This window comes from Clostridium sp. AF19-22AC, assembly GCF_003479085.1.
Classification (GTDB): Bacteria; Bacillota; Clostridia; order Lachnospirales; family Lachnospiraceae; genus Faecalicatena_A; species Faecalicatena_A orotica.
Genome location: NZ_QUGN01000009.1, coordinates 130,486 through 153,664, shown reverse-complemented (window position 1 = coordinate 153,664; position 23,179 = coordinate 130,486). Strand labels below are relative to the sequence as shown.

Annotated in this window: 19 protein-coding genes and 2 pseudogenes; 11 read left to right on the top strand and 10 right to left on the bottom strand. The window is 36.4% G+C overall.

Annotated elements, in window-relative coordinates; translation table 11 throughout:
* Positions 1-2: 2 nt before the first annotated feature.
* From DWX43_RS12365 to DWX43_RS12340, 6 genes are read right to left on the bottom strand one after another with little or no spacing between them, the layout of a single operon-like run.
* Complete coding sequence (locus DWX43_RS12365; protein WP_109733749.1) at positions 3-1,283, bottom strand: glycosyltransferase; 1,281 nt, start codon at positions 1,281-1,283, stop codon at positions 3-5.
* Positions 1,280-2,743: a hypothetical protein gene (locus DWX43_RS12360; RefSeq protein WP_118620475.1), complete on the bottom strand. Its 1,464-nt coding sequence runs from the start codon at positions 2,741-2,743 to the stop codon at positions 1,280-1,282. The genes DWX43_RS12365 and DWX43_RS12360 overlap by 4 nt, the downstream gene beginning before the upstream one ends.
* 16 nt (positions 2,744-2,759) lie before the next feature.
* Positions 2,760-3,728, bottom strand: coding sequence for an alpha-1,2-fucosyltransferase (locus DWX43_RS12355; RefSeq protein ID WP_109733747.1), 969 nt, complete (start codon positions 3,726-3,728; stop codon positions 2,760-2,762).
* Positions 3,729-3,740: 12 nt separating this feature from the next.
* Entirely contained in the window at positions 3,741-4,628 is an 888-nt protein-coding gene (locus tag DWX43_RS12350) for a polysaccharide pyruvyl transferase family protein (RefSeq protein WP_118620474.1), read from the bottom strand.
* 20 nt (positions 4,629-4,648) lie between these two features.
* On the bottom strand, positions 4,649-5,944 hold the full coding sequence (locus DWX43_RS12345; RefSeq protein WP_118620473.1) for a hypothetical protein: 1,296 nt from the start codon (positions 5,942-5,944) through the stop codon (positions 4,649-4,651).
* A gap of 1 nt (position 5,945) precedes the next feature.
* Positions 5,946-7,097 (bottom strand): glycosyltransferase family 1 protein, encoded by a 1,152-nt coding sequence (locus tag DWX43_RS12340; RefSeq protein ID WP_243099304.1) that lies wholly within the window; start codon positions 7,095-7,097, stop codon positions 5,946-5,948.
* A gap of 869 nt (positions 7,098-7,966) precedes the next feature.
* On the opposite strand from DWX43_RS12340, the gene DWX43_RS12335 reads away from it, so the two are divergent.
* Positions 7,967-8,464 (top strand): VanZ family protein, encoded by a 498-nt coding sequence (locus DWX43_RS12335; RefSeq protein WP_118620472.1) that lies wholly within the window; start codon positions 7,967-7,969, stop codon positions 8,462-8,464.
* 59 nt (positions 8,465-8,523) lie between these two features.
* On the opposite strand, the gene DWX43_RS12330 is transcribed toward DWX43_RS12335, so the two are convergent.
* Positions 8,524-9,930 carry an ATP-binding protein gene (locus DWX43_RS12330; RefSeq protein WP_118620471.1) on the bottom strand — a complete coding sequence of 469 codons (1,407 nt, stop codon included), beginning with the start codon at positions 9,928-9,930 and terminating at the stop codon, positions 8,524-8,526.
* Between the two features lie 476 nt (positions 9,931-10,406).
* Here DWX43_RS12330 and DWX43_RS12325 point away from each other — a divergent pair, with 476 nt between their 5' ends.
* Complete coding sequence (locus DWX43_RS12325; RefSeq protein ID WP_118620470.1) at positions 10,407-11,348, top strand: tyrosine-type recombinase/integrase; 942 nt, start codon at positions 10,407-10,409, stop codon at positions 11,346-11,348.
* An 84-nt stretch (positions 11,349-11,432) separates the two neighbouring features.
* Here DWX43_RS12325 and DWX43_RS12320 read toward each other — a convergent pair whose 3' ends face one another.
* Both DWX43_RS12320 and DWX43_RS12315 read right to left on the bottom strand, forming a co-directional pair.
* On the bottom strand, positions 11,433-12,824 hold the full coding sequence (locus DWX43_RS12320; protein WP_118620469.1) for an ATP-binding protein: 1,392 nt from the start codon (positions 12,822-12,824) through the stop codon (positions 11,433-11,435).
* 137 nt (positions 12,825-12,961) lie between these two features.
* Positions 12,962-13,126, bottom strand: a complete 165-nt coding sequence (locus tag DWX43_RS12315; RefSeq protein WP_243099303.1) for a hypothetical protein — start codon at positions 13,124-13,126, stop codon at positions 12,962-12,964.
* Between the two features lie 403 nt (positions 13,127-13,529).
* Between DWX43_RS12315 and DWX43_RS12310 the strand changes: the two genes are divergently transcribed.
* Positions 13,530-13,994, top strand: coding sequence for a hypothetical protein (locus DWX43_RS12310; RefSeq protein ID WP_118620467.1), 465 nt, complete (start codon positions 13,530-13,532; stop codon positions 13,992-13,994).
* A gap of 18 nt (positions 13,995-14,012) precedes the next feature.
* Positions 14,013-14,327, top strand: a complete 315-nt coding sequence (locus DWX43_RS12305) for a hypothetical protein (RefSeq protein ID WP_118620466.1) — start codon at positions 14,013-14,015, stop codon at positions 14,325-14,327.
* Between the two features lie 681 nt (positions 14,328-15,008).
* Here DWX43_RS12305 and DWX43_RS12295 read toward each other — a convergent pair.
* Complete coding sequence (locus DWX43_RS12295) at positions 15,009-16,301, bottom strand: ATP-binding protein (RefSeq protein ID WP_118620465.1); 1,293 nt, start codon at positions 16,299-16,301, stop codon at positions 15,009-15,011.
* Positions 16,302-18,011: 1,710 nt separating this feature from the next.
* Here DWX43_RS12295 and DWX43_RS12280 point away from each other — a divergent pair.
* The 7 genes and pseudogenes from DWX43_RS12280 (at position 18,012) to rfbC (ending at position 23,172) form a co-directional block, all read left to right on the top strand.
* Positions 18,012-19,250: a nucleotide sugar dehydrogenase gene (locus DWX43_RS12280; RefSeq protein ID WP_118620526.1), complete on the top strand. Its 1,239-nt coding sequence runs from the start codon at positions 18,012-18,014 to the stop codon at positions 19,248-19,250.
* Between the two features lie 19 nt (positions 19,251-19,269).
* Positions 19,270-20,397 (top strand): UDP-galactopyranose mutase, encoded by a 1,128-nt coding sequence (gene glf / locus DWX43_RS12275; protein ID WP_118620462.1) that lies wholly within the window; start codon positions 19,270-19,272, stop codon positions 20,395-20,397.
* Entirely contained in the window at positions 20,394-21,461 is a 1,068-nt protein-coding gene (locus tag DWX43_RS12270) for a glycosyltransferase (protein ID WP_118620461.1), read from the top strand. The genes glf and DWX43_RS12270 overlap by 4 nt, the downstream gene beginning before the upstream one ends.
* A 13-nt stretch (positions 21,462-21,474) precedes the next feature.
* Complete coding sequence (pssD, locus tag DWX43_RS12265; RefSeq protein WP_118620460.1) at positions 21,475-21,942, top strand: PssD/Cps14F family polysaccharide biosynthesis glycosyltransferase; 468 nt, start codon at positions 21,475-21,477, stop codon at positions 21,940-21,942.
* The gene (pssE, locus tag DWX43_RS12260; protein ID WP_182440683.1) at positions 21,939-22,418 is read left to right on the top strand and encodes a PssE/Cps14G family polysaccharide biosynthesis glycosyltransferase; all 480 of its coding nucleotides are present in this window, start codon (positions 21,939-21,941) and stop codon (positions 22,416-22,418) included. Before pssD ends, pssE begins: the two co-directional genes overlap by 4 nt.
* Before the next feature lie 54 nt (positions 22,419-22,472).
* Positions 22,473-22,601, top strand: a pseudogene (locus DWX43_RS12255) (dTDP-4-dehydrorhamnose reductase); the annotation flags it as partial.
* A pseudogene (gene rfbC, locus DWX43_RS12250) lies at positions 22,601-23,172 on the top strand (dTDP-4-dehydrorhamnose 3,5-epimerase). The pseudogenes DWX43_RS12255 and rfbC, both read left to right, overlap by 1 nt.
* Positions 23,173-23,179: the final 7 nt, after the last annotated feature.

Below are 23,179 nucleotides of genomic sequence, written 5' to 3'. Positions count from 1 at the left end.
TGTTAGGAATTGCTTGTATCATTTATAATATATCTGTAATTGTCTATTGACTTTTCAACTACATAATCCTCACCTTGTTTGCGCCTAATCCATTCATAGGAGGACTTTGAGAACTCCTCTGCTAACTTATCAGAATCAAAGATTCGAGATATATATTCCGCAAGCATTAATGGCTCATTGAAGGTATATAAAAATCCATCTTGTCCATCACGTAACATTTCCGGTACACCGCCGACAAAACTTGCAACACAGGGAATACCAACTAATTGCGCCTCACAAAGAGAATTCGGACTATTTTCAATTGAAGACGGAAGAACCATAACATTTGACTTCTTTAGTTCATTCACTATTTGCTCAGCATTCAATATTCCAGTAAAATGGATACATCCCTGTAAGTTATATTCATTTATTTTCTTAAAAAGATATTTTACATATCCTGGTTGAAGTAATTTATCCTTTACAGATTCATTTTTCATTATATTTGTTCCAGACATATAGAGCTCTATGTCAGGATATTTCTTTTGTAATTCTTTAATAGCATTTAATAAGATATGTAGTCCTTTTATTGGTTTGAAACCTTGATGCATGAATATACGATGTCTATGAATATCATTTACACTCCATCTGGAAGCAGTATAAAACTCGTGTCGGATCAGTTCAGGAGCAAAGATATATTTGGCCTTTGGATTGACTGCATGAGATGACACTTTATCCCATGTTGTTCTCCCCCCAAGATATCCGACACCTTTCAACATTTCTTGTTCATATTTACTTTTCTTTATTTCAGCCTTCTTGTCCCAAATTATTCCAGAATGGCGTATAACATCTCTAAGTGAATAGTTTGCCAAAATTTCACCTATCTCCAGTCCAGCATAAGCATCTTTATAATAGTTGGAAAGAATACCTTGTAGGGTCAGAAAGAGTGGTATTTTAGGATTCATCCTAATAAGTTCATATGGAACCAAAGATTCGCTGCCATGAATGTGAATTACATCTGGCTTAAAATCTGCCAAGATTTCTTCCCAAGCCTTTCTGGCATTTTTTCCTCCTCCAGTATGTAAAACTTCTTTTCTGTTTGGCAAAAAATAGAAATCAACCTCATTTATATTGTATTTCTGGATTGTCTTTGCATCAGCAACAGATACTATCGCTAGATCAACATCTCTCCTATATCTAATTTTCTCAGCTAGTGCCCTCGCCCAAGTACATGCATATTCTGATTTTCTTCCAACTTTATTAGCCACCTCAGGGAAAGTAACAAATATGGCCCACATTATTCTCATAGTATATGTCTCCTACAACTGAATTTAGTTAATCTCAAAACCCTTATCTTTTCTTCAATATTGACTAACCAGATGCCAATTACAGCATACCAAATATTAGATTCTATTATATTTGTATTAACTGCCATAAATAGAGATGTCCAAAACACAAGTACAACATAATATATTTTCTTGTAAAGTGAATTTGTAACCTGCAGTTTCCTATCACACCATAATGCAACCAATACTAATATAACAGAATAAGTTGGTGCAAAAAGAATGCTAAACTGCATCATGCCTTCAGTCACCGTCGGCATAATTAAATCATAATGCCCGGTGAAGGAGCGAAAAAGATCATTTGCAGGAGTCTCACCAGAAAGCCCCATAATCTTCATAGCATATGGAAAATTATAAAATGTATCAACAAAAATGCCTGATGGTGGACGAGGATATACCTCGGCCACCTTCATACCATTTGCAACAGGTGCTATTCCGTTAAAATATTCATCAAAATATTCATTATTAAAATATTTCATTGTCGAATCGACCAATGTATACTCCGTATGTCCGAATGAAAAAACTTTCAGTAAAGAACCGATTAGTATTAATACGATAATTCCTACAACGCCTGCAGAAATTATTAGTTTCTTTTTCTCTGGAAAAGAGTATATCAATAGATATACACTAATAATTGCAGCTATAAGCATTCCCCATCTGGAAACTGAAAAGCCAGATGTCCACATACTTGAAATGAATCCAATACAAACTAAAATAAGAAGTGTTGCCTTTAATATTTTATTAATTTTTCTGTTAGATATTAACCTTACTAGGGTTGTCATGATTGTTACTAGGCCAATTTTATAAAATACCCTAAACAATCCTGGAATATCTGACAAATATTCTGATTTAGATGTTCCGGCAGCAAGCCCCAGCTCTTCTCTTGTTAATAACGAAAAATTAAGCAAATTTCCCCTAAGCTTAGCATTTACTACAATAATAAAGAAAAAAAATAAGATAGTAAAAATGGTAGTATATTTTAATGAATTCACTTCTTTTATTTCAGATACTACATATGGATCCTTATGTTTGATTTTACTCCACACAAACATAGCAAGCCCCACTGATATAATTTCATATGAAATAAGCCAAACTGCATTCGTCAAATCAGCACGGTACACAATAACACCGGTATATGACTGGTCGAATGCATAAAGCATAGGTATCATTATACATCTACAAAATAATATTATTTCTATAATTGCAAGGGCCAATCCTGGCTGTCTTGAAAATATTCGTCTTGAAATAAGGAGATTTACAACATATGATGCAGGCAGGATGGCGAGATTACTGACTATAATTACTGATCTATTAAAAAAAATAACGATGATTGTTGTAATGATGCCAACCAGTATCAATGCATTCCACAAATTCAGAGCCAATTTCCTCCTTCGCTCCATCATTATGAATTCTTTAACTTCCATTAGTACCTCCCCGCTATTACCTCGTAGGAATTTTAATCCAGTCTTTTAAATAGATTGAGTTATCATTCTCAAAGCTTAAATTCCATCTTTCCGGTACCAGTACGACTTTATTTAATGCAGTAGATAGATAAGCTGCCCACCAACTAAAGGTGCTATTAGAAATAATAAAGTGTCTACAACTTTTCATGAGCCGTAATTCTTCATAATCGGGATTACCCAAATCAACATAAACTAACCGCAATTGTTTATTGTTTACACTATTAGTAAAATGATAGTTTTCTTTAATCCATTCAATATCCTGATGCGTATTAGTAAAAATATAAAATACAGGATTATTAGTTCTTTTCATTATTTCATTAATTGCTCTATTATAATATTCAAAAGTGCAAATCTGAAGATTTCTCCATTCTGGGTTGAGATAGTCACCACGTCGAATATGTAAACAAATGGCTTCCGTTGACTCTATCTGCCGCAACATAATTTTATTTTGCTCATTGGGTTCTGTTTTGAATTCAAATTCTTGTCGGATTATATCCGAGATCGGGGCGAAATTCGATTCACCTTGAAAACATCCAAATACATATTTATTTTTTGCTTTTGATAACACAGTTTTAAATTCTGTTTGAGAGCGATATGTATAATAAAGACCTCTTCGGGAGCGCTTTAAAAATTTTTCTTCTCCTAATGGTTTTGATTTCTTCAGAATTTTCCAAGATATTAAATCTGTACCATTAGCAATTATCGTTCTAGCCATAAACGCATTCATATTTGCATTTTGTTTTGCTAAATTCATGAATGTTACAGAATCATTGAGTTTAAAGTTTTGCAGAGAAACCTTTCTATAATCGTACTTATTTATATAATATGGGTTAATAACTATCTCTTCTTCTTTCCCCTGCTGTTCATATTGATATTTCAGATATCTAGTGTATGCATACTGGAACATCTGATTACCCAAACCATCTTTAATAATTAAATTGATCATACTTACTTCTCCTCAATCGTAAATATCATATGGAAATGCTGCCTTCAACTTGCTTCGTAGTTCCTCCATTTTAGGCAAAGCTGTAGGATGGATAGTTAAAGCCTCTTCTATTGTCCTTGCAACTGGAAATGTTAGTCTTCCAGTACTATAATAATAATCAGAGTATTTTAATATATCAATTTGGGGTTCCAAAAGAATTGCATGAATACCATAAGATTCAGCAAGTATAATTCCATGTAAACTGGATGATATTACCACCTCCACACTATTTAATTCATCAATAAAAGTTTTATAATCTGCAGTACAAATATTGAGCGTTTTTATAGCTTTATTCTGGAAGTTTTTTTTTGCTACTTTCGAGAGATCATAATCTTTATGCGCAATTAACCCAAATTTATATTGTTTCTGAATTTTTTGGGGCATGTATATTTCCGGCAGTAATATTGCAGGATCTCCATATACTTCTGGAACCTCATAACCATGATCCATGAGAATTATTCGAGTTACTGGGCCTCGCACCGCTCTAACATCGAGTTTCCTTTTTTCAAGTCGGTAATTGAGACTGGCATTTAATATACCACTTCCCCAGATAGTCGCATCTTGGATACCTGCAGTTAGAACGCTTCCCACGGCATATAGATGTTTTTTCCCCTTTACTTCTTTGTCAGGCGAGATTCCTCTTAGAGCAAGTAGATGGTTAACAATAACAGGTGATAGCGTATCTCCTAGATTTTCGGTCTCATCCCAGTAGTCGAGATTAACATGATTATTCTGTGCCTTTTTAGACCAGTTAAAAAGAATAAATTGATTTCTCCAAGGATGTATCATTTTAACGAGCACTTTTTTTGCTCTTCTACCAAGAATCTTTTTTATCTTCAAATTTAACTTGTCCGCTCTCATTCCTAGCAACCTTCCTACATTTATTTTTTCGTAATATTTACAAATGTATCATATAAGTTATCCTGTATCACAGACCTCTGATGATTTCGAACACCACACTCCCATGCATTCTTTCCATATTGTAAAATTTTGTGATGGTCAGATATCAAGTTGTATAAAGTAGTTTCTATTTTATCATCTTTAGTTTCAACTATAGCAGCAGCATTATTTTTCATGTAATCAATTGATGCCGTCATGCCCCCCACCGCAAAAATACATCGGGCATTATACAAATAGTCTACAATTTTTGTGGAAAAAGATAATCTAAAGAAAAGTCTTTCTTTCTCTGAAGTTGGCTCAACATACAGCAGTATATCCGCTGAGTTCATTGTTGGCAGTACTTCTTCATAAGGTACTGGATCCATTAGTTTTGATGTGCCTTTTATTGTCAAAGCTCTCTTAATAGCTTTAGATTTGGGGGACATCGTGTATATAAAAAGCTCAGCCTTCTTTTCATTATGATTTATGTTTGAAATAGCCTTTGCAACTTTCGCTAACACCTGCCAGCGTCCCGAGCCAATATTCCCCATATAAACAATTTTTACAGGAAAACTAACCGAATCTTTAACTGGAGCTTCCCCCAAAAAATCATAGCCTTTATATAAAACTTTGCATTTCTTATTGAAGTACTGTTCATATTCTTGTTGCATCGGAATAGTAATAGTATATAAGAATTCACTAGCGTCAACACATCTCTTAATGTACTTTCTCTCAATAAATGTTTTAATCCAAAAAAAGGGAGACAGTGCTCTCTTTTTTAATGAATAATGGTCATCCCAGGCATATGGTACTATCGGTATGCTATATTTCTCGTGCACATATTGCATCAAAATGTTTGCAGCTGGAACACGACCAAGTGGACCAAACACTATATCAGGTTCAAATTTATTAATAAATTCATTAAGTTCTTCAGATTTCCATTTCCCACATATGCCTATTAAATCTTGCACTAAGAGCATTGACTCCCATCTCATCTGTCGAGCTTTATTATATATACCGTTATCTGGAGAAATAGTTTCATGTTCATTGCATTTAGCTATAATTTCTTCACCAACCGGTCTTTTTGTAATGATACTTTTGGCTAATTGTTTTTCTGAAATATAGAAATGGAATTCCGCTACATTATTCTGCGGTTTGCCACCTTTAAAATATATATTTGCAAATTCCATCTTCTTCTGAAGCCCCTCAAATAAATTCGTCAGCGTATTACCAGTACTAACATCATTTCTCCATGGAAGATAAGAAATGACGAGTACTCTTATTTTTTCAGATTCCATTTTAAATTTCTCCCGCTTTTAAACTCAATAGCTTTTTATACCACAGAGTCATTTTTTTGGCAGCAGTGTTTATATCATATCCCGAAGCAACTGCTTCATTCTTCATATTTTTTCTTTCAAAACCATCTGCATATTGTAATATTTCCTCTGCCCACTTTGTAGCAGAATCTTTTAAAGAATAATACTTCATATTTTCACATATCTTTGCCTCTATAGGTATTGTATTTGCACAAATGACTGGGAGCCCCGAAATCTGCGCTTCAACAGCAACCATTCCTAATCCTTCATAAAAACTTGGCATAATAAAAACATCCATTGCCTGATATATGTCCTCTATATCATTTCTGTTACCTGTAAAAATAACGACATCGTCTAATTCAAGAGCATGTACTTTTTCTTTAATAATAGGCATTAGTGCGCCATTACCCACTAAAAGTAGAATAGCGTTCGAATTCTTTTTGTAAATCTCATTGAAAATATCTATAATAAAACCATGATTTTTTTGGTGAATAAATCTTCCAACATGTGCTATCACAAATCTGTCATTAACTCCTAATGCACATCTGGTAATATCTCTTCTTTCTTCATTAAAAAGAAACTTATCAATTTCTACCGCATTTTGCCAAATAGTTACTTTACCACTATCCATAGTTCTTTTACCAAAAATCCACTCACCAGCAAAGTTTGAACAAGCACATAATGTAGTTGGAAATATTTTAGAAAGTGGCCGTAAACTATACTTTATTAAATTCTTTTTCCATTCTCCTTTCCCAGCAGTACTGTGATTATGTACCACTCTAATTGGAATGTTTGCTCTCCAGGCCGCAAACATGGGGAAAACAGATAAAGTATTTATATGAGAATATACGAGAGGATACTTATTTTCTTTCAAAATCTTATAAAGCTTTTTCTGATATGAATACAAGTTTTGATAAGGTGGAATTAAGATTATATGTCCTCCTAGCTGCTCGATCTCTTCAGGAATGTAAGTTGAATCTTCATCTATTAGAAAATCATACTGGATTGCTGAACGATCAATATATCTATAATAGTTAAGAACTGTTGACTCCAATCCTCCTCCAACCATTTTCCCAACAATGTGAGCAACGCGTATTGCTTCTCCGTCTGTTTTCATTTGTATCTTGTTTTTCATAAACTACACTCCCTTAATCTAACTGATCTCAAACTACAGACTTTTTAGTCATGGATTTATTTCTTTAATCAACTTAGCAGAGTTTCTTAACAATAATATTTAAACATTTTTCCATCGGCACCCCTTAATCACACTCTTAATTTCGTAAAAGTATTGAGAACACCCCTTGGCAACTGTTATATATAAACGAGTAGCCTCAAGAATAGTAGTATGAAGTATATTTGTCGTTTCCACTATTGTCACAGAGTAGCAATAGTTAATGGAAGTCACCTAAATGGGTCTTCTCTATTATTTACGAATTTTACTACTCGTTTATTATCGGGGAGCGTGTAATAAAAACTACCATTAATAATTAATTTTGTATTTACCTCCAAATAATTGTTATTATTGATTCGGAAATAATTACTCTATTGTCCTTTTAATAATGGGATTTTGATTTGATTTATCTAAGAATAGGAATATCCACGAAAAGATATGGGAATACTTTATACAATCACTGTATTTAAAATCCTCCCATACATAAGAAATATGACTATTTATAAATTATAGAAATCTGAAAAATCATGGAGTATTTTCAATAAAAAGTAAAATTAAGAAAATTCAACATTATATCTCTATAGCACTTACAACTAATAAAGCGACCAATTCCAACTACGAAGTTTATATTGTAACCAAAAGATAACCTTGATATTTATTCATTTTTGCGTCATACTGTTTAAATATGAAAACAGACATCTTAAAATTAAGAAAACCTCTTACTATTTATATAATACTTAGCAATCTTTGCATAACCGTTCATTACATAGACTTCTAAGTCCTGATTATGCAGAACGCAACGGAGATTAAGTGTAAGAGCCGAGGTAATCTAAATGAGTTATATTATAAACGACATCTTATCGGCAATGAATTATTTACCTATTGGAATTATGTGTGGGTTTTTGGGAACAGCAATGCATTATATTCTAAAAAGTAAGGTAGTCAATAAGAAAACATGTATTTTTGAATTTTTTCTTATTACATATCTCACAGCAGTTCTTTTTATTGCACTTCTGTCCCGGGAACCTGGTTCTAGAGATATGGTGTCTTTGATTCCATTTTCTACATTTGGAACAACACCCCAGAGTCATGCGTATGTAGTTGAAAATATCATTATGTTTATTCCCTTTGGTTTTTTGCTACCACTACTGTGGACACGTATGAATAACTTGTATTTCTGCTTATTAACGGCCTTTTTTACAAGTTTGGCAATTGAAGTGACACAGGTGATTACAAAGATGGGATATGGCCAGACAGATGACGTAATTACAAATGTTCTTGGTGCCGCAGTTGGATTTGGGATATTAAGGATTATACAGAAAGTAAAATAAAAATACGGGCATGTCGGCAATCGGCATGTCCGTATTTTATCCTCTTAATTATAGAAGGTTTACTCGTATATTTTTTCATTAATATCATAGAAAGAAACCAGCATAGTATCGTTGTGCTGTTCTGCATAGTCTATGGCTTGTTTGGTAAATCCGGATTTTGAAAAAATAATATAATATTTATTTGTATATTGAAATAATGTGCCCCGTTCTTTCAGAAGTTCAATAACGTCTAAAGCTGCAGGGCTGTTTCGCCATTTACATTCGCAAAAAAGTGCACTCGGTTCCTGTACAGACATTATATCAATTTCCTCCTGCCGCTTTTTTACCGGATTGTTCCCCCACCAGCGCCCACTGTTCCCTATCGGAAATGGAAGTGCTGTATAAATGTCGGGGAGATAAAGGTATTGCTGACAGATTTCTTCAAATACACTCCCCATGAAGTCGTTAAGCTGCGGACGCACCAGTGTTTTATAAATTGTTTCACCTATTCCACGTATAATACTGCTCAGATTGGGGCGGACGAAACGATACCAAAACAGAAACATGTTATCATCTAAGTGGTAAAGCGTTTTTTTACTTGATGCATTTTCTGTTACCGGAACCTCTTTACTCACGATTCCTAATGTTATGAGTGAAGAAATCTGGTTGCTGCACCCGCTTGTTTCAAGACCTGTTTTTGTAGCGATCTCATTCATACGGCTGGCGCCGCTGGCAATTGCGGAGATAATAGAATGATACGTCGCCGGCTCTTTCAGCTCCTGCTTCAACAGGTTAGAAGGTTCATCAAATAACCGGCCGCTTTCATCGAAGAACAGATTAATAATATTTTCATCCATAGACAGGGAGGAATCAATTCTTGAAAGATATTCAGGAATCCCCCCTGTTACGCCATATAAAACTGCCTGCTCTTCAGAAGAAAATTTTTCCAGCATGGGCCTGAATTCGAAATAGCTAAATGGATGTATCTTAAACTGTGCAGTTCTTCTGCCATACAAAGGACTTTTGTATCCAAGCACCTGTTCTTCCATGAAGCTCATTGAGGATCCACACAAAATTAGAAATAATTTGCTGTTTTTCCAACATTGGTCGATATGGCTTTGGATCATGGATGAAATAGCAGGATAGGAAGAAGCCAGATAAGGGAATTCATCTATAGCTATAATCAACCGCTCATTTTTATCACACAAGCTGTCAATATAATCTAATAGTTTTGCAAAATCTGAAAATTCAGGAAAATGAGATTCGATACCAGTATTAGAAAATAATGCCTTCGAAAATCCCTGGAGGTTTTCCTTTTTGGTTCCCTCAACGGCCATGTAGTATATGCTGTTCTTATCATTTATAAATTCATTAATTAAAGTCGTTTTGCCTACCCGTCTTCTCCCATAAAAGACAACAAATTCAAACTGGTTGCTTCCATATAACGTGTTTAACTTTTTTAATTCTCGTTCTCTGCCAATAAACATTAATATACCTCCTATAATAAAGCTGCTTTTTATTCTATAGCTGTGTGTCCCATATCACAAGTTAATTGAAGTACATTTCAAATTACTAATTGTGTAATTAGTAATCATAAGATGAGTTTATCATTTTTTATCTTATTATGCAAGAGGAGAACTTGTTAATCCCCCGACCTCTCCGACCTGACGGGTAGATATTTTTCCACTATTTACTTTGATGGTAATCATGAAATTTCAGAATTCCCATATACTTGTTTGAATTTTCTTGTATTTTCATAAAATAATATAATATGTGTCATATCTCCACATTTTTCCTGTATTCGTGGCACATTGCCACGAAATGTGTAATAATATATCTGTCACTTTTTTAACAGATATGGGTAATTATTATGAGACAACGTCCTCCGAACATTCGATCGCCATGTCCACATTTTTCTTTCTTTATATCCTGCGTTAACATACAAAAGAGAGAGGTGATCATCATGAAATATAACAACAGGCAGCAAATGTTACTCGCCCAGGAATTTGTAGACGTTCTTTCTATTGAACGGAATTTGGGGGAGAAGACTCTGTATGCCTATAAAAACGATGTCGATAATATGATTAGATGGATTGATCTGCGCCATTATGATGATTTGAACGATGAAACAGTTATGATGTATTTTTTATATCTCCAAAACGAAATTGAATTATCCTGCCGGAGCATACGCCGAAAGTATGTATCTATAAGGCAGTACTGTGATTTTTTAAATAAAACATTGGAAATGAACGAGGTCTTTTTTAAGTTCTCGTCCAGAAAATTTCAAATTCCCCGAAACCTGCCTAAGACACTTTCCAAAGCAGAGATACAGAGTCTGATTGCTTCAGTAACTGCGGAGTTTCAAAATGTTTCTTCGGATTATCATCGTAGATTGTGCATAAGGAATATGTGCATCATAGAGCTTCTGTTTTGTCTTGGACTGCGAATTGGAGAAATAGCTGCGCTGGATATTGAAGATTATAATCGGGAGGAGTGTTCTGTTCTGATTCACGGGAAAGGGAAAAAGGAAAGAATGCTGTTTATCTCATCGCCGGTAGTATGCCAAAAGCTGAATCACTGGCTCATAACGAGGTTGGAAATGAATCCACAGGATTCAGCTATGTTTGTGAATAAATCAGGGGGAAGGCTGAGTATTTTTAGTATTGAAAACATTTTTTATAAGTATAGAGAATTGTCAAAGATAAATCCCCACTCGACTCCGCATTTTCTGCGCCACAGTTTTGCAACACAATTGCTGAATAACGGTGCCAACATACGTGATGTACAGGAATTGATGGGACATAATAGTATCGTGACAACACAGATTTATACAGAAGTATCTTTGAATAGGAAAAGGGAAGTACTGATGAAGTATAATGGGAGAAATTTTATGAATACCGTATAGATGATGGTAATATTGAGTGAAAATGGCTGAATGGAGAGGCAGGTAGACTTACCTGCCCCATTTTGTAAGTGATTTGATGTTATCCTATTCTGCAGTGATAGTGTCTAAATCAATAAGATAAACGGCAGAATCATTTTTTTCGATTTTTGGTGAGAAACCACTTTTTGAGAAAAGAAAATAGTATATGTCCGCGTCCTTTCTGGACGGGGTAAATTTTTCCCGTGTATGTTCAAATTCAGACAATTCAAATGCTCTATTTTTAAACTTGCATTCACCTACCATAAAAGCGGTACGTTCCCGGTTTACTGCCATAACATCAATCTCATCCGTTTTGTTCCACCATCTGCCAATCTGAGAAAAATGGAATGGTAAATGTCCTCTTTGATTTTCCCTGCGTAAATATTGGCGGCAGACATCTTCAAAAACATACGAAATAAATTCTTCAAGCTGAGGCTCAACGATGTATTTGTATACCCCCTCAAAGTCTCCGGCCTCTAGCTCAGACATATTCGGGAATACAAATGCATACCAAAAACGGAAAAACGGATCTGTTATCTTATATAAACCACGATGTGTATTTGCCTGCTCCTTAACACTGTCCGTCACTGAAAACTCGCGTTCAATAATTCCTAAATTCATCAGATTTTTTAAATACGCCATCAGCTTGCTTCTTTCAATCTGCGTTTTCTGGGAGATATCATTTAGCCGCGTATTTCCCAGTGCAATTGCTTCTATAATAGTATTATAAACCGTAGTTTCTCTAAGCTCCTGCCGCATCAGAAATTCAACTTCACTATATAAAATGCTCCCGCGCTGCAAAACATTTCTGCATATATTTTCGCCCACTGATTTTTGGCTGTCAAATTGCTTGAGATAATGTGGGATTCCGCCTAATATGCCATAGGTTCTAATCTTATCAAGTGCTGAGTAATCCGGGAAAAACCGGATAGCGTCATAAAAATCCATTTCATTCATCTTTAATATACCTGTTGCACGGCCATAAAGTGGATTTTTCTCCGCCAGAATCTCTTTCTCTATAAAGCTCATAGCGCTGCCGCACAATATGATCATTACATTTTCATCTTTCAGTTTCAAGTCCCAAAGATTCTGCAGGATTGATGGAATTGTCCGGTTGGCTTTTACCATATAAGGAAACTCATCAATTATTAACAGTTTTTTGCCGGTATCCTTTAACTCCGTAATACTGGAGAAAGCCTGTTCCCAGTCGGAGAAGGTGGTTATATATTTTGATGCGGGAATATCCTTCTGGAGCACCCTGCTGCTGAAGGAATTCAATTGTTGTGAGTCAGTGCATTCAATACAGGAATAAAACACATGGTCCTTTCCCTGACTGAATTCCCGGAGCGTTTCAGTTTTACCAACCCTCCGCCGCCCATAGAGCACGATCAGCTCACTATTGGGGGATTCATATCTCTGATTTAAAAATTGTAATTCTTTTTCACGTCCGATAAACAAGCTGCATCTCCTCCATATCAAAAGTTTTCCCTTGGTTAGGTTAAATATACTCTACAAGTTTCAGATTGTCAATAATATATAATCGTGATTTTAATAATCATGGTTATATTATTGCCTGCATTTTGATCTACCAGAACCTATCTTATCACTCCAATTCGCATAAATACTGGGTATAAATAGCTGGCCCCAAACACCCCCAGTTTTTTTGGTCCTGTAACAATTCCCTCCAGTTCCAGTACTTTCTGATATGCTATTTCCACACTGCTTCTCGTAATACTCTTATTCTTTCTATCAACCTTCATTTCACCACCGTGGACTTCATATTGAAACTTCAGCCCTTTTGCTGTATAGAACGGATAGGTTTCCCCTCTGTATATATCGATACAGCATCGACTACCAACTCTCGTAGCACTTTGTCTGGATTATAATCTATATCTTCCCTGTTACTGCCAATTATAGCCCTCCATTTTTATGTTAATAAATACATATTTAAAAGAACAAAACAACTTATTCTGTGTTGTTTTGATCATAGCTTATCATAGAAAAGATGGGGTGCAAGTTCTGGGTAGCAAAGTTCTGAACGGCGGATGATCCTTATTGAGAAACAAGTTTTCTTGTGGTATTATTTTAAATAGGTGGTGCGTTTCTAGATTGAAAGTCAGGTCATTTTCTTTTCAAGGATTAAATTGTGAAAGGAAGAGAAAAATGATTAGTTTGGATGCGAAAGAAAAAGTGGTAGATACGAATGAATTGAAAATCTATCAGAATACATTGATTTATAGCGATAGTGTTATTCAATTGGACAATATTTCGCGAATTAGCGTTGCGCCTATGGAGAAAATGAAAGTTCCAACATGGGCAGTTGTTTGTATATTGGTAGGGGTTATAATGATGGGGTTCAACGGATTGATCGGATTCTTAATTTTGGCGGCAGGAATTGGTATGTGCGGTTATATCCTGTATTTTAATAGTCAATTGGGACATTACCTGACAATTGAATTAAATTCTGGCCGTCTTATATATTTTAGCGGGAAAGATGCTGGTTTTCTAAAACGAATTATGAAGGTGCTGGCGGAATGCATAAATAGCAGTCAGGCAAACTATGTAGTAAATATGGGAAATGCTCAAATTGAAAAAGTACAGTTCGGTGACTATAATCAAATGCGGTAGTTTATAAGGAGTGGTACAATGAGTGAATTTCATTTTAATGGAGCGATTAATGCTTCTAATTTCCAGGCTGGAGATTATAATACAATGTCGAATAAGGCGAGCGGGAATATAGATTGGGAAATGCTGAGGTCTGGATTTGAAGCAATAGAATTTAGGGATTTTACAAGAAAAGAGACGAAGGTTTTGAATGATTCATTGGAAGCCATTGATAAAAAAGACAGTAAATCATTAAAAAAATTGGTTCAAAGTAATTTATGGGATATTGGCAAGGATATATTTTGTAATCTGACGGCAGGGGTATTAGTGGAATTAATGAAGGTTTTAGTACTATAGTACGTTATGAACAATCACATGGGGAGAGGTCGTATAACTAAAAAGTACAAAACATATCAGGTTGTTCTAGAATTAAGTACTAAGAAGGTGATTCTCGTAAAGGGGCAGTATATTGCATACATGCCTCTTTTATTTTAGCCTCCCCTCTTATGAGTGCGGGGCATGCCGTTTCCGCTGTAAGTAATCATTCATATCTAAATATCACCTTTCCATCTGATATAAGATAGAAAGGTGATATTTATAAGTACGAAGGACACTGTAAACGCTAAGACTGTCCTCTGGACAAACCAACTTCAATTCTAAAATAATCCAGATAGGCTTTGTACTTATCCCATGCCATGAGACAGGTATCATATTGATACAGCAGAAATGATTTGCTTTTCGATTACATCATCTACATTAAGAATTTTATTATCAACACCGATGGTATTGGTTTGAAAGATATATCGGGTCTGTTCATGAGTAAGGCTGCTGCCTCAATGTGGTTCGAACTGTACGTCAGGTCAATTTGTGTTTTATGGTAAATGCTGCCGGAATATTCCAAGTCCTGTCGGCAGGAAATGTTCCTGTTACACGAGTATAGTATATCATATTATCGGCAGGATAATATTGAATTTTCAATCTTATGTGCATTATTTTTGTCATCCTCAGAAGAGGAATAAAGTTTTTAAGATTGACAGGTTACGAAATAGTTTCCACAGCATACAGAGGCAAATTAATCAGCCATTCTTCTTCTTTGTAATCGGCCATTGAAACACGCAGCGATAATTGAGGATGAAATTTTTCACGATAGCTTTTCAAACTTTTTGCCTGCAAATTTTGTTCAGCCTTCACTTCAATCGGAATTACATCATGCCCATTATCAATGACAAAATCTATTTCTGCTGTACCACGATCATTTGTCCAATAATATATATTGAGATTTTTGATTGTTTCGAGTTGCTGAAGGACATATTGTTCAGTCAACGCGCCCTTAAATTCTTTGAAAAGGTTATTTCCATCCAACAGTGTTTCCTGACGCAATCCTGTCATACAGGAAAGTAAACCAATATCTAAAAGAAACAATTTAAATGCTTTTAAATCCTCATAAGCACTTAAGGGAAGACTAGGTGCCTTCACCCGATGGATTTTATGAACCAAACCACAATCCGTAAGCCATAACAGTGCCAATTCATATTCCTTCGCTCTTGCCCCTTCTTTAACAAGTCCGTAAATAAATTTCTTGTTTTCCTTTGCCAATTGTCCCGGAATACTGTTCCAAAGCATTCTGATCCGCGGAACGGTCTCATTAGGTGCATGTTTTGAAAAATCCTGTTCATATGCTGACAGTATTCCTTGCTGGATTTCACGTACTTCATTAAAATCTTTATTTTCAGTAAAACTCATGACAACTTCTGGCATTCCACCAACATAATAATAGTATTTAAGCAAATCAATATAATCCTGTTTAAAGGCAGAAGCCATTTCAAAGTCTTTGTTTTGAAGAAGAGTTACATGTGGTGTTTTCCCCAACGCCATTGTAAATTCAAAGAAAGACAGTGGATAAAGATCCATAAACTCTACTTTTCCCACTGGGAATGACGTTCCATTATGCAAAGCTACATCAAGAAGACTCCCAGCGCATACAATTTGATAATGAGGTGCATCTTCATTGAAGTACTTGAGGGAAGTCAATGCTTTTGGTACCTCTTGGATTTCATCAAAAATTAAAAGTGTATTATCAACATCTATTTTATGTCCAGCATATAATTCAATTCCAGTAACAATTCTCTCAATTTCAAGACTTCCATCAAAAAGATTTTTCATCCGCTCGTTATTGTCAAAATTAATATAAACTACTTTACTATAATTCTCTTTACCAAATTCTTTCATGAGCCAGGTCTTTCCAACCTGACGAGCTCCTCTAATGATGAGAGGTTTCCGATTCTTCTTATTTTTCCAATTGATTAATTGTTGCATTGCTATTCGATACATCAAAATTACCCCCTAACAATTATATTAACTTAAACATAGCATATTAACAGCAAAAATCATAGGACTTTTTAATGAAAATAACATTATTTAATTGGAGATAATGTCGTATGCATGAGTTTTTCTGCTTAGTGGTGTATTAATTAAAAATATATTCTACACTTTTCTGACTGCCCCACAGGTGTACTATAAAGCACAAATTGCTTCAGATCATTTGTACTTTTTTGATGCACAAATTTGTCTGGATTACGTTAATTTCCAGAGATGACAGGATATTGTATATGCATTATGGAATGTATTTCCGAATCAATAATAACAATTATTTGGAGGTAAGGGGAGAAAATTGTTCCTGTAGGCAGTAGAAAATATGGAGTATATGGAGAAGGGGAACTGCGTAAGTGCGTGGTTGCTTTCAATAATTTTCAGCATACAAAGTGGAAACTTGTTTTGTTATGAAAGCCGGATTTATGGGATTGATATTTAAGCCGACAAGTATGATTTATGGGCTTGTCGGTTTTGAAGCAAATATGGGGAGTGCAAAAACACATTTTGTCTGATAGATAGTATGTACATCTTATACAAATTTTAATAAGTTGAATAACTATGCAGATATGACAGGACTTCATTACTGATTTAATTTTGAAGATGTCTAGCTACTACGGTTAAAAAGAAGATTACCAACACAGTAAGTGCAAGAAGCAATTGGCAGTGGTTGTAATCTACAAGCTATATGACAAAATGTTCTTGAAATCTGTCGGGGCCAACGATTTGGAGAAGTTCAAGGCAATAAACAATGCGATTATCACAGATAGTTATGATGCTTGCATGGAAGATATGAAGGATAACGTTTATTCAAGAGATATTTTCCAACTGAATTAACAAGGTCTCTCTTGCAATATATGAAGGAACAAAATGGCCGTAGATTTCAAGCGCAAAGTAAATAAAGAAAAAATCCCTGTGTGCGAAATAATGGGCGAAAACGTAGCTGCCATTAATATGAGTTGGCTGTTGGAGTTTACAGATAAACACATAAAAGACTTATCAGGAGATTATCTTTGCGTTTCAAATGTTTACCCTTCAAGATTTGTTTTGAATTGAGATGGGTTTTGTACATAAGGGAAAACGTTTTTGCGAAGGATAGACCTGTATGGGTGTAGGTGTCAGTGGAGTTATTAAAACATTTTCGTGAAGTGTACACCTACATAATAGCGGTCAATCGCTGATGGATAGAAAAATATGTACAAAACACGATTGAAATCCACAATGTTTCTCCGACCGTAAAGGTAGACCTAAGATGATGTAGGCGTTTCGTTGGAATAAATGCACAGTTGGAGTCGCTGAGAGATAGCTGGTTTGTGTGTAAAGTGATGATTGAGTGCGGCGGTCAAAGAACCTTTGTGAAAAGCAATAGATATATGTACATCTTGACAGGTCTACACGATAGGAAAATGTTTTAAGAAATAGCAGTTGTGGTGTCTGTACAGGTGTAGGCGAAATGAAAATGTTTTATACATTCACACGCTCGGTCAGTCATTACTAGACACAGCAGTTAACCACACAATTTTGAAAACTGAAACAGAACCGACAATCGTACAATCGTAGAGTTATTGGGCATTGTCGGTTTTGAACATATATAGGCAAATGTGAATATCCACATCTAAGATTGAAACGATTAAAAATTAAATCAAAGAGAGGTAGATCCTAATGAATGATTTGAAGATTGCAGTTGCCGGTACCGGTTACGTGGGCTTGAGCCTTGCTGTTCTTTTGGCACAGCATAACCACGTGGTTGCTGTGGACATAGTACCAGAGAAAATCGAATTGATTAACAATAAAAAATCTCCGATTCAGGATGATTACATAGAAAAGTATCTGACAGAAAAGGAATTGAATCTGGTTGCAACACTGGATGCAGAGGCGGCTTATTCTGATGCTGATTTTGTAGTAATCGCTACACCTACAAATTATGACAGCCAGAAGAATTACTTTGATACATCTGCGGTTGAGACGGTCATCAAGTTGGTGATTCAGTACAACCCGGATGCAATTATGATCATCAAGTCCACAATCCCTGTTGGATTCACTGCAAGCGTGCGTGAAAAATACCACTGTGACAATATCATTTTCAGCCCAGAATTCCTGCGTGAATCCAAGGCTCTGTACGATAATCTCTATCCAAGCCGAATTATTGTGGGTACGGATGTGGAGAATGCCCGTCTGGTGAAGGCGGCGAATACATTCGCAAGATTATTACAAGAGGGCGCAATTAAAGAAGATATCGACACTCTCATTATGGGATTTACAGAGGCAGAAGCGGTAAAATTGTTTGCCAATACATATTTGGCATTGCGCGTGTCTTACTTCAACGAGCTGGATACTTATGCCGAGATGAAGGGATTGAATACCCAGCAGATCATCAACGGCGTGTGCCTTGATCCACGTATCGGTAACCATTACAACAATCCGTCTTTCGGTTATGGCGGTTACTGCTTACCGAAAGACACGAAGCAGCTACTGGCAAATTACCAAGATGTGCCGCAGAACATGATTGAAGCAATCGTGGAAAGTAATAGAACGAGAAAAGACTTTATTGCAGACCGTGTGCTAAAGATAGCTGGTTATTACGACTACTATAACCGTGGGGATTTCAAGGCAGAGGAAGAATGCGCCTGCGTGATTGGTGTGTATCGCTTGACTATGAAGAGTAATAGCGATAATTTCCGTCAGAGTTCTATCCAAGGTGTTATGAAGAAAATCAAGGCTAAAGGCGCTGTTGTGATTATTTACGAACCGACTTTGAAAAATGGGGAAACTTTTTTCGGAAGTAAGGTCGTAAACGATCTGGAGAAATTCAAGGAGTTTAGTCAGGCGATTATTGCGAATAGATATGATGCTTGCTTGGATGATGTGAGTAAGAAAGTTTATACACGTGATTTGTTCGGTAAGGATTGAAAAATAGGAGATAAAACTTATGAGATACGATTATTTGGTGGTAGGTGCAGGTCTATACGGATCGATTTTTGCCCACGAAGCAAAAACTCATGGCAAGACTGTGCTGGTTATCGATAAAAGACCTAACATCGGTGGTAATATCTATACCCAAAATGTGGAAGGTATCAATGTCCATGTGTATGGTGCTCACATTTTCCACACAAACAATAAAAAGGTCTGGAATTACATAACTCAGTTCGCAGAGTTCAATCGTTTTACAAACAGTCCGGTTGCAAACTATAAGGGGGAGTTGTACTCTATGCCTTTTAATATGTACACATTCAACAAAATGTGGGGGGTAGTAACCCCTCAGGGAGCAGAAGCGAAGATTAATGAGCAGCGTAAGGAAATTACAGGCGTACCTCACAATTTGGAAGAGCAGGCTATTTCTTTGGTTGGTCGTGATATTTTTGAAAAACTGGTCAAGGGATACACAGAGAAACAATGGGGACGGGACTGCAAATACCTGCCTTCTTTCATTATCAAACGTCTGCCAGTGCGACTTACGTTTGACAACAACTACTTTAATGCGTTGTATCAAGGTATTCCGGTGGGTGGCTACACAAAACTCATTGAGAATCTGCTGGATGTGATAGAAGTCCGGCTGAACACGGATTATCTGGAACATAAAGCACAGTTAGATGCCTTGGCAGATAAGGTCGTATACACAGGTCCTATCGATGCTTATTTCGGCTATAAACTGGGTACGTTGGAGTATCGCTCTGTGCGGTTTGAAACGGAGCTCCTTGATATTCCGAACTTCCAGGGTAACGCTACGGTGAATTACACGGATAGAGAAACTCCTTGGACTCGCATCATCGAACACAAGTGGTTTGAATTTGGTAAGGATGCAGAAGGAAATGACTTGCCCAAAACGGTCATCAGCCAAGAGTATAGCTCCGAGTGGAAGCCTGGCGATGAACCGTATTACCCTGTAAACGACGAGAAAAATGAGAAACTTTACGCTGAGTACAAGACTCTAACAGAAGCAGAAGAGAATGTAATTTTCGGTGGCCGTTTGGGTGAGTACAAGTATTACGATATGGATCAGGTTATCGCAGTAGTGTTGGATAAATGTGAGATTGAGTTTGGGAGTACGATGAGATGAAAAAGATATTGATGATTTGCGAAGCCTTTGGTGGAGGCGTGTTTACTTATGTCAGCCAGCTCTGTAACGATATGTGTGAATGCTTTGATGTGTACCTTGCATATTCTGTACGCCCACAAACCCCAAAGAATTACAAGGATTTTCTGGACAAGAGAATTCATCTTATTGAAGTAGAGCATTTCGGGAAAAAGGGAATCACAAGTATATATAATGATTTAAAAGTCATTAATGAACTGCGTTTTATAGAGGACAAGGTGAAACCCGATGTGATTCATTTGCATTCTTCTGTTGCAGGCGGGCTAGGTAGACTTGCTTATCAGGGAAAAAATAATACTGTAATATATACTCCTCATGGATATGCTCACATTCTTATGAGGGGTGGGACGAAGTGTAAAATGTATGGCGTTATGGAGACTATTTTAGGAAAAATATCGAATGCCATTACATTAACATGCTGTGAGAGTGAGGATGAAGTTGCGAGAGGTCTGACGAAAAGAACAGCTTACATAGAAACAGGCGTAAATTTAGCTGATCTCGCAGCTTCCTTGGATGGAATTGAGCCGATTAAAAATAAAAAGTTTACAGTTTTCACTTTAGGTCGTGCCTGTGTTCAAAAACAGCCGCAGTTGTTTAATCGCATTGCAGAATTAGTTCCAGAAGCAAGGTTTGTATGGATTGGCAATGGAGAATTGGAGGGTTTACTTACTGCACCGAATATGGAGGTGACAGGATGGAAACCGAGAAAGGAAGCTCTTGCGATGGCAAAGGGGGCTGATGCCTTTATTCTTTGTTCACTCGGTGAAGCTATTGCCATGAGCTTGATTGAAAATATGTATATAAAGAAGCTAGTTTTGGTCAGCGATGTTATGGGAAACAGAAGTGTCATCCAAGATGGCGTGAATGGTTATGTTTGTAATACTGCTGAAGAGTACGCAGAAAAGATTGTGTCTGCGATGAAAGAATTTCCGATTGAATTGCCGGAGAGAGCTTATCAGGATGTGCTAAATATATATAATACAGAAACGATGAAGGAAAAGTATATTAATTTTTATAATGAATTATAATAGGAGTGATAAAATGCCAAGGAAAAAGAAAGTGTGCTTTATATCATCATCCGGTGGACATCTTGAGCAAATTAAACAATTAAAAGAGGTTGCTGAGAAGTATACACATTATTATGTTTTACCTAAAAACAGCAGCACAGAAAAATTTTCTGAATACAAGTATTTAGTCGGTGATTTTTATCGAAAGAATAGGGTACAGTTTGTATTTCGCTTTATCTATACGGCTATACAACAACTTGCTATATTTATCAAAGAACGCCCGGATATAGTGATTACGACAGGGGCGGGTGTGGTAATTCCAACATGTATATATGCGCATTTGTTTAGGAAAAAACTCGTTTACATAGAAAGTTTTGCACGTATGACAGATTTAAATGAAACTGCTAAATTGTTATATAAGTATGCTGACCTATTTATCGTTCAGTGGGAAGAACTGTTACAATATTGTCCCAAGGCAGTTTATGGGGGGTGGATATATTGATTTTAGTTTGCGTAGGTGCATCCGAGTACCCATTTGATCGTTTGCTGAGTGCAGTAGACGATTTATGCGATAAAGGAGTAATTTGCGATGAAGTGATTGCTCAAGTCGGATCATCAAAATATTGCGCCAGAAATTTCAAATGCTTTGATTTGGTTTCTAGAGAAGATTTTCAGGATTATTTGAAAGCTACAGATTTAGTAATAACACATGCTGGAACGGGAAGTGTAGTTCCGCCACTTAAACTCGGGAAAAAAGTAATTGTCTTTCCGAGAAGAGAAAAATATAAAGAACATTTAGATGATCATCAACTGGAACTTGCAGATGTATTTTCTAAACGCGGGTATGTCCTTCAAGCAACTTCGGAAGACGAATTAAAAAATGTTTTACAGCATATTAACGAATTCAAACCAGAGCCATTTGTTTCCAACAATTCATACATGAACAAATTGGTAATTGGATTTATTGAAAGCTTATAGTCGATAGGGAGAGCACAATGAAAGGCATTATTCTTGCAGGCGGCAGTGGCACGAGGCTTGAGTAAGGCTCCTCGTCCGTTTAATAGCAGACTGGATAAGCGTAAGCTGATTGATAATGGTTTTGAACCTCTGCCCACTTGGCAGGATGCGTTGGTAAGATACCTGAAGGAGATTGAGTACTAATGGGGCAGATTACAATAGAAAAGAGTGTAGGTGGAATTGAGGGACTTTGTGTCATCACTCCTGCAGTACACGGTGACAGCCGTGGATATTTCATGGAGACATATAGCCAGCGAAATATGGGAGAAATTGGCATTAATGTAGACTTTGTTCAGGACAACCACTCTATGAGCACTAAGGGCGTGCTGAGAAGGCTGCATTTTCAGAAGAATCTCCCTCAGACCAAGCTTGTTAGAGCAATTAAGAGCAGTGTGTTTGATGTTGCGGTGGACACGGCAAGTGGTACGGTGTAGAACTGACAGAGGAAAACAAGAATCAGTTCTTGATTCCGAGAGGATTTGCACATGGATTCTTGGTGCTGACGGGCACAGCGGAGTTCTGCTATAAGTGCGATGATTTTTACCATGCCAATGATGAGGGCTGTCTTGCTTGGAATGATCCTACAATTGGTATTGAGTGGCTACAGTTGATTGGAGAATATAGAAGTTCAACTAGTGCTGAAGGGTATTGCTTAGAAGATGGGACGAAGCTGAATCTAAGTGATAAAGATCAGAAGTGGCTTGGGGTTATTTGAGGTAGTA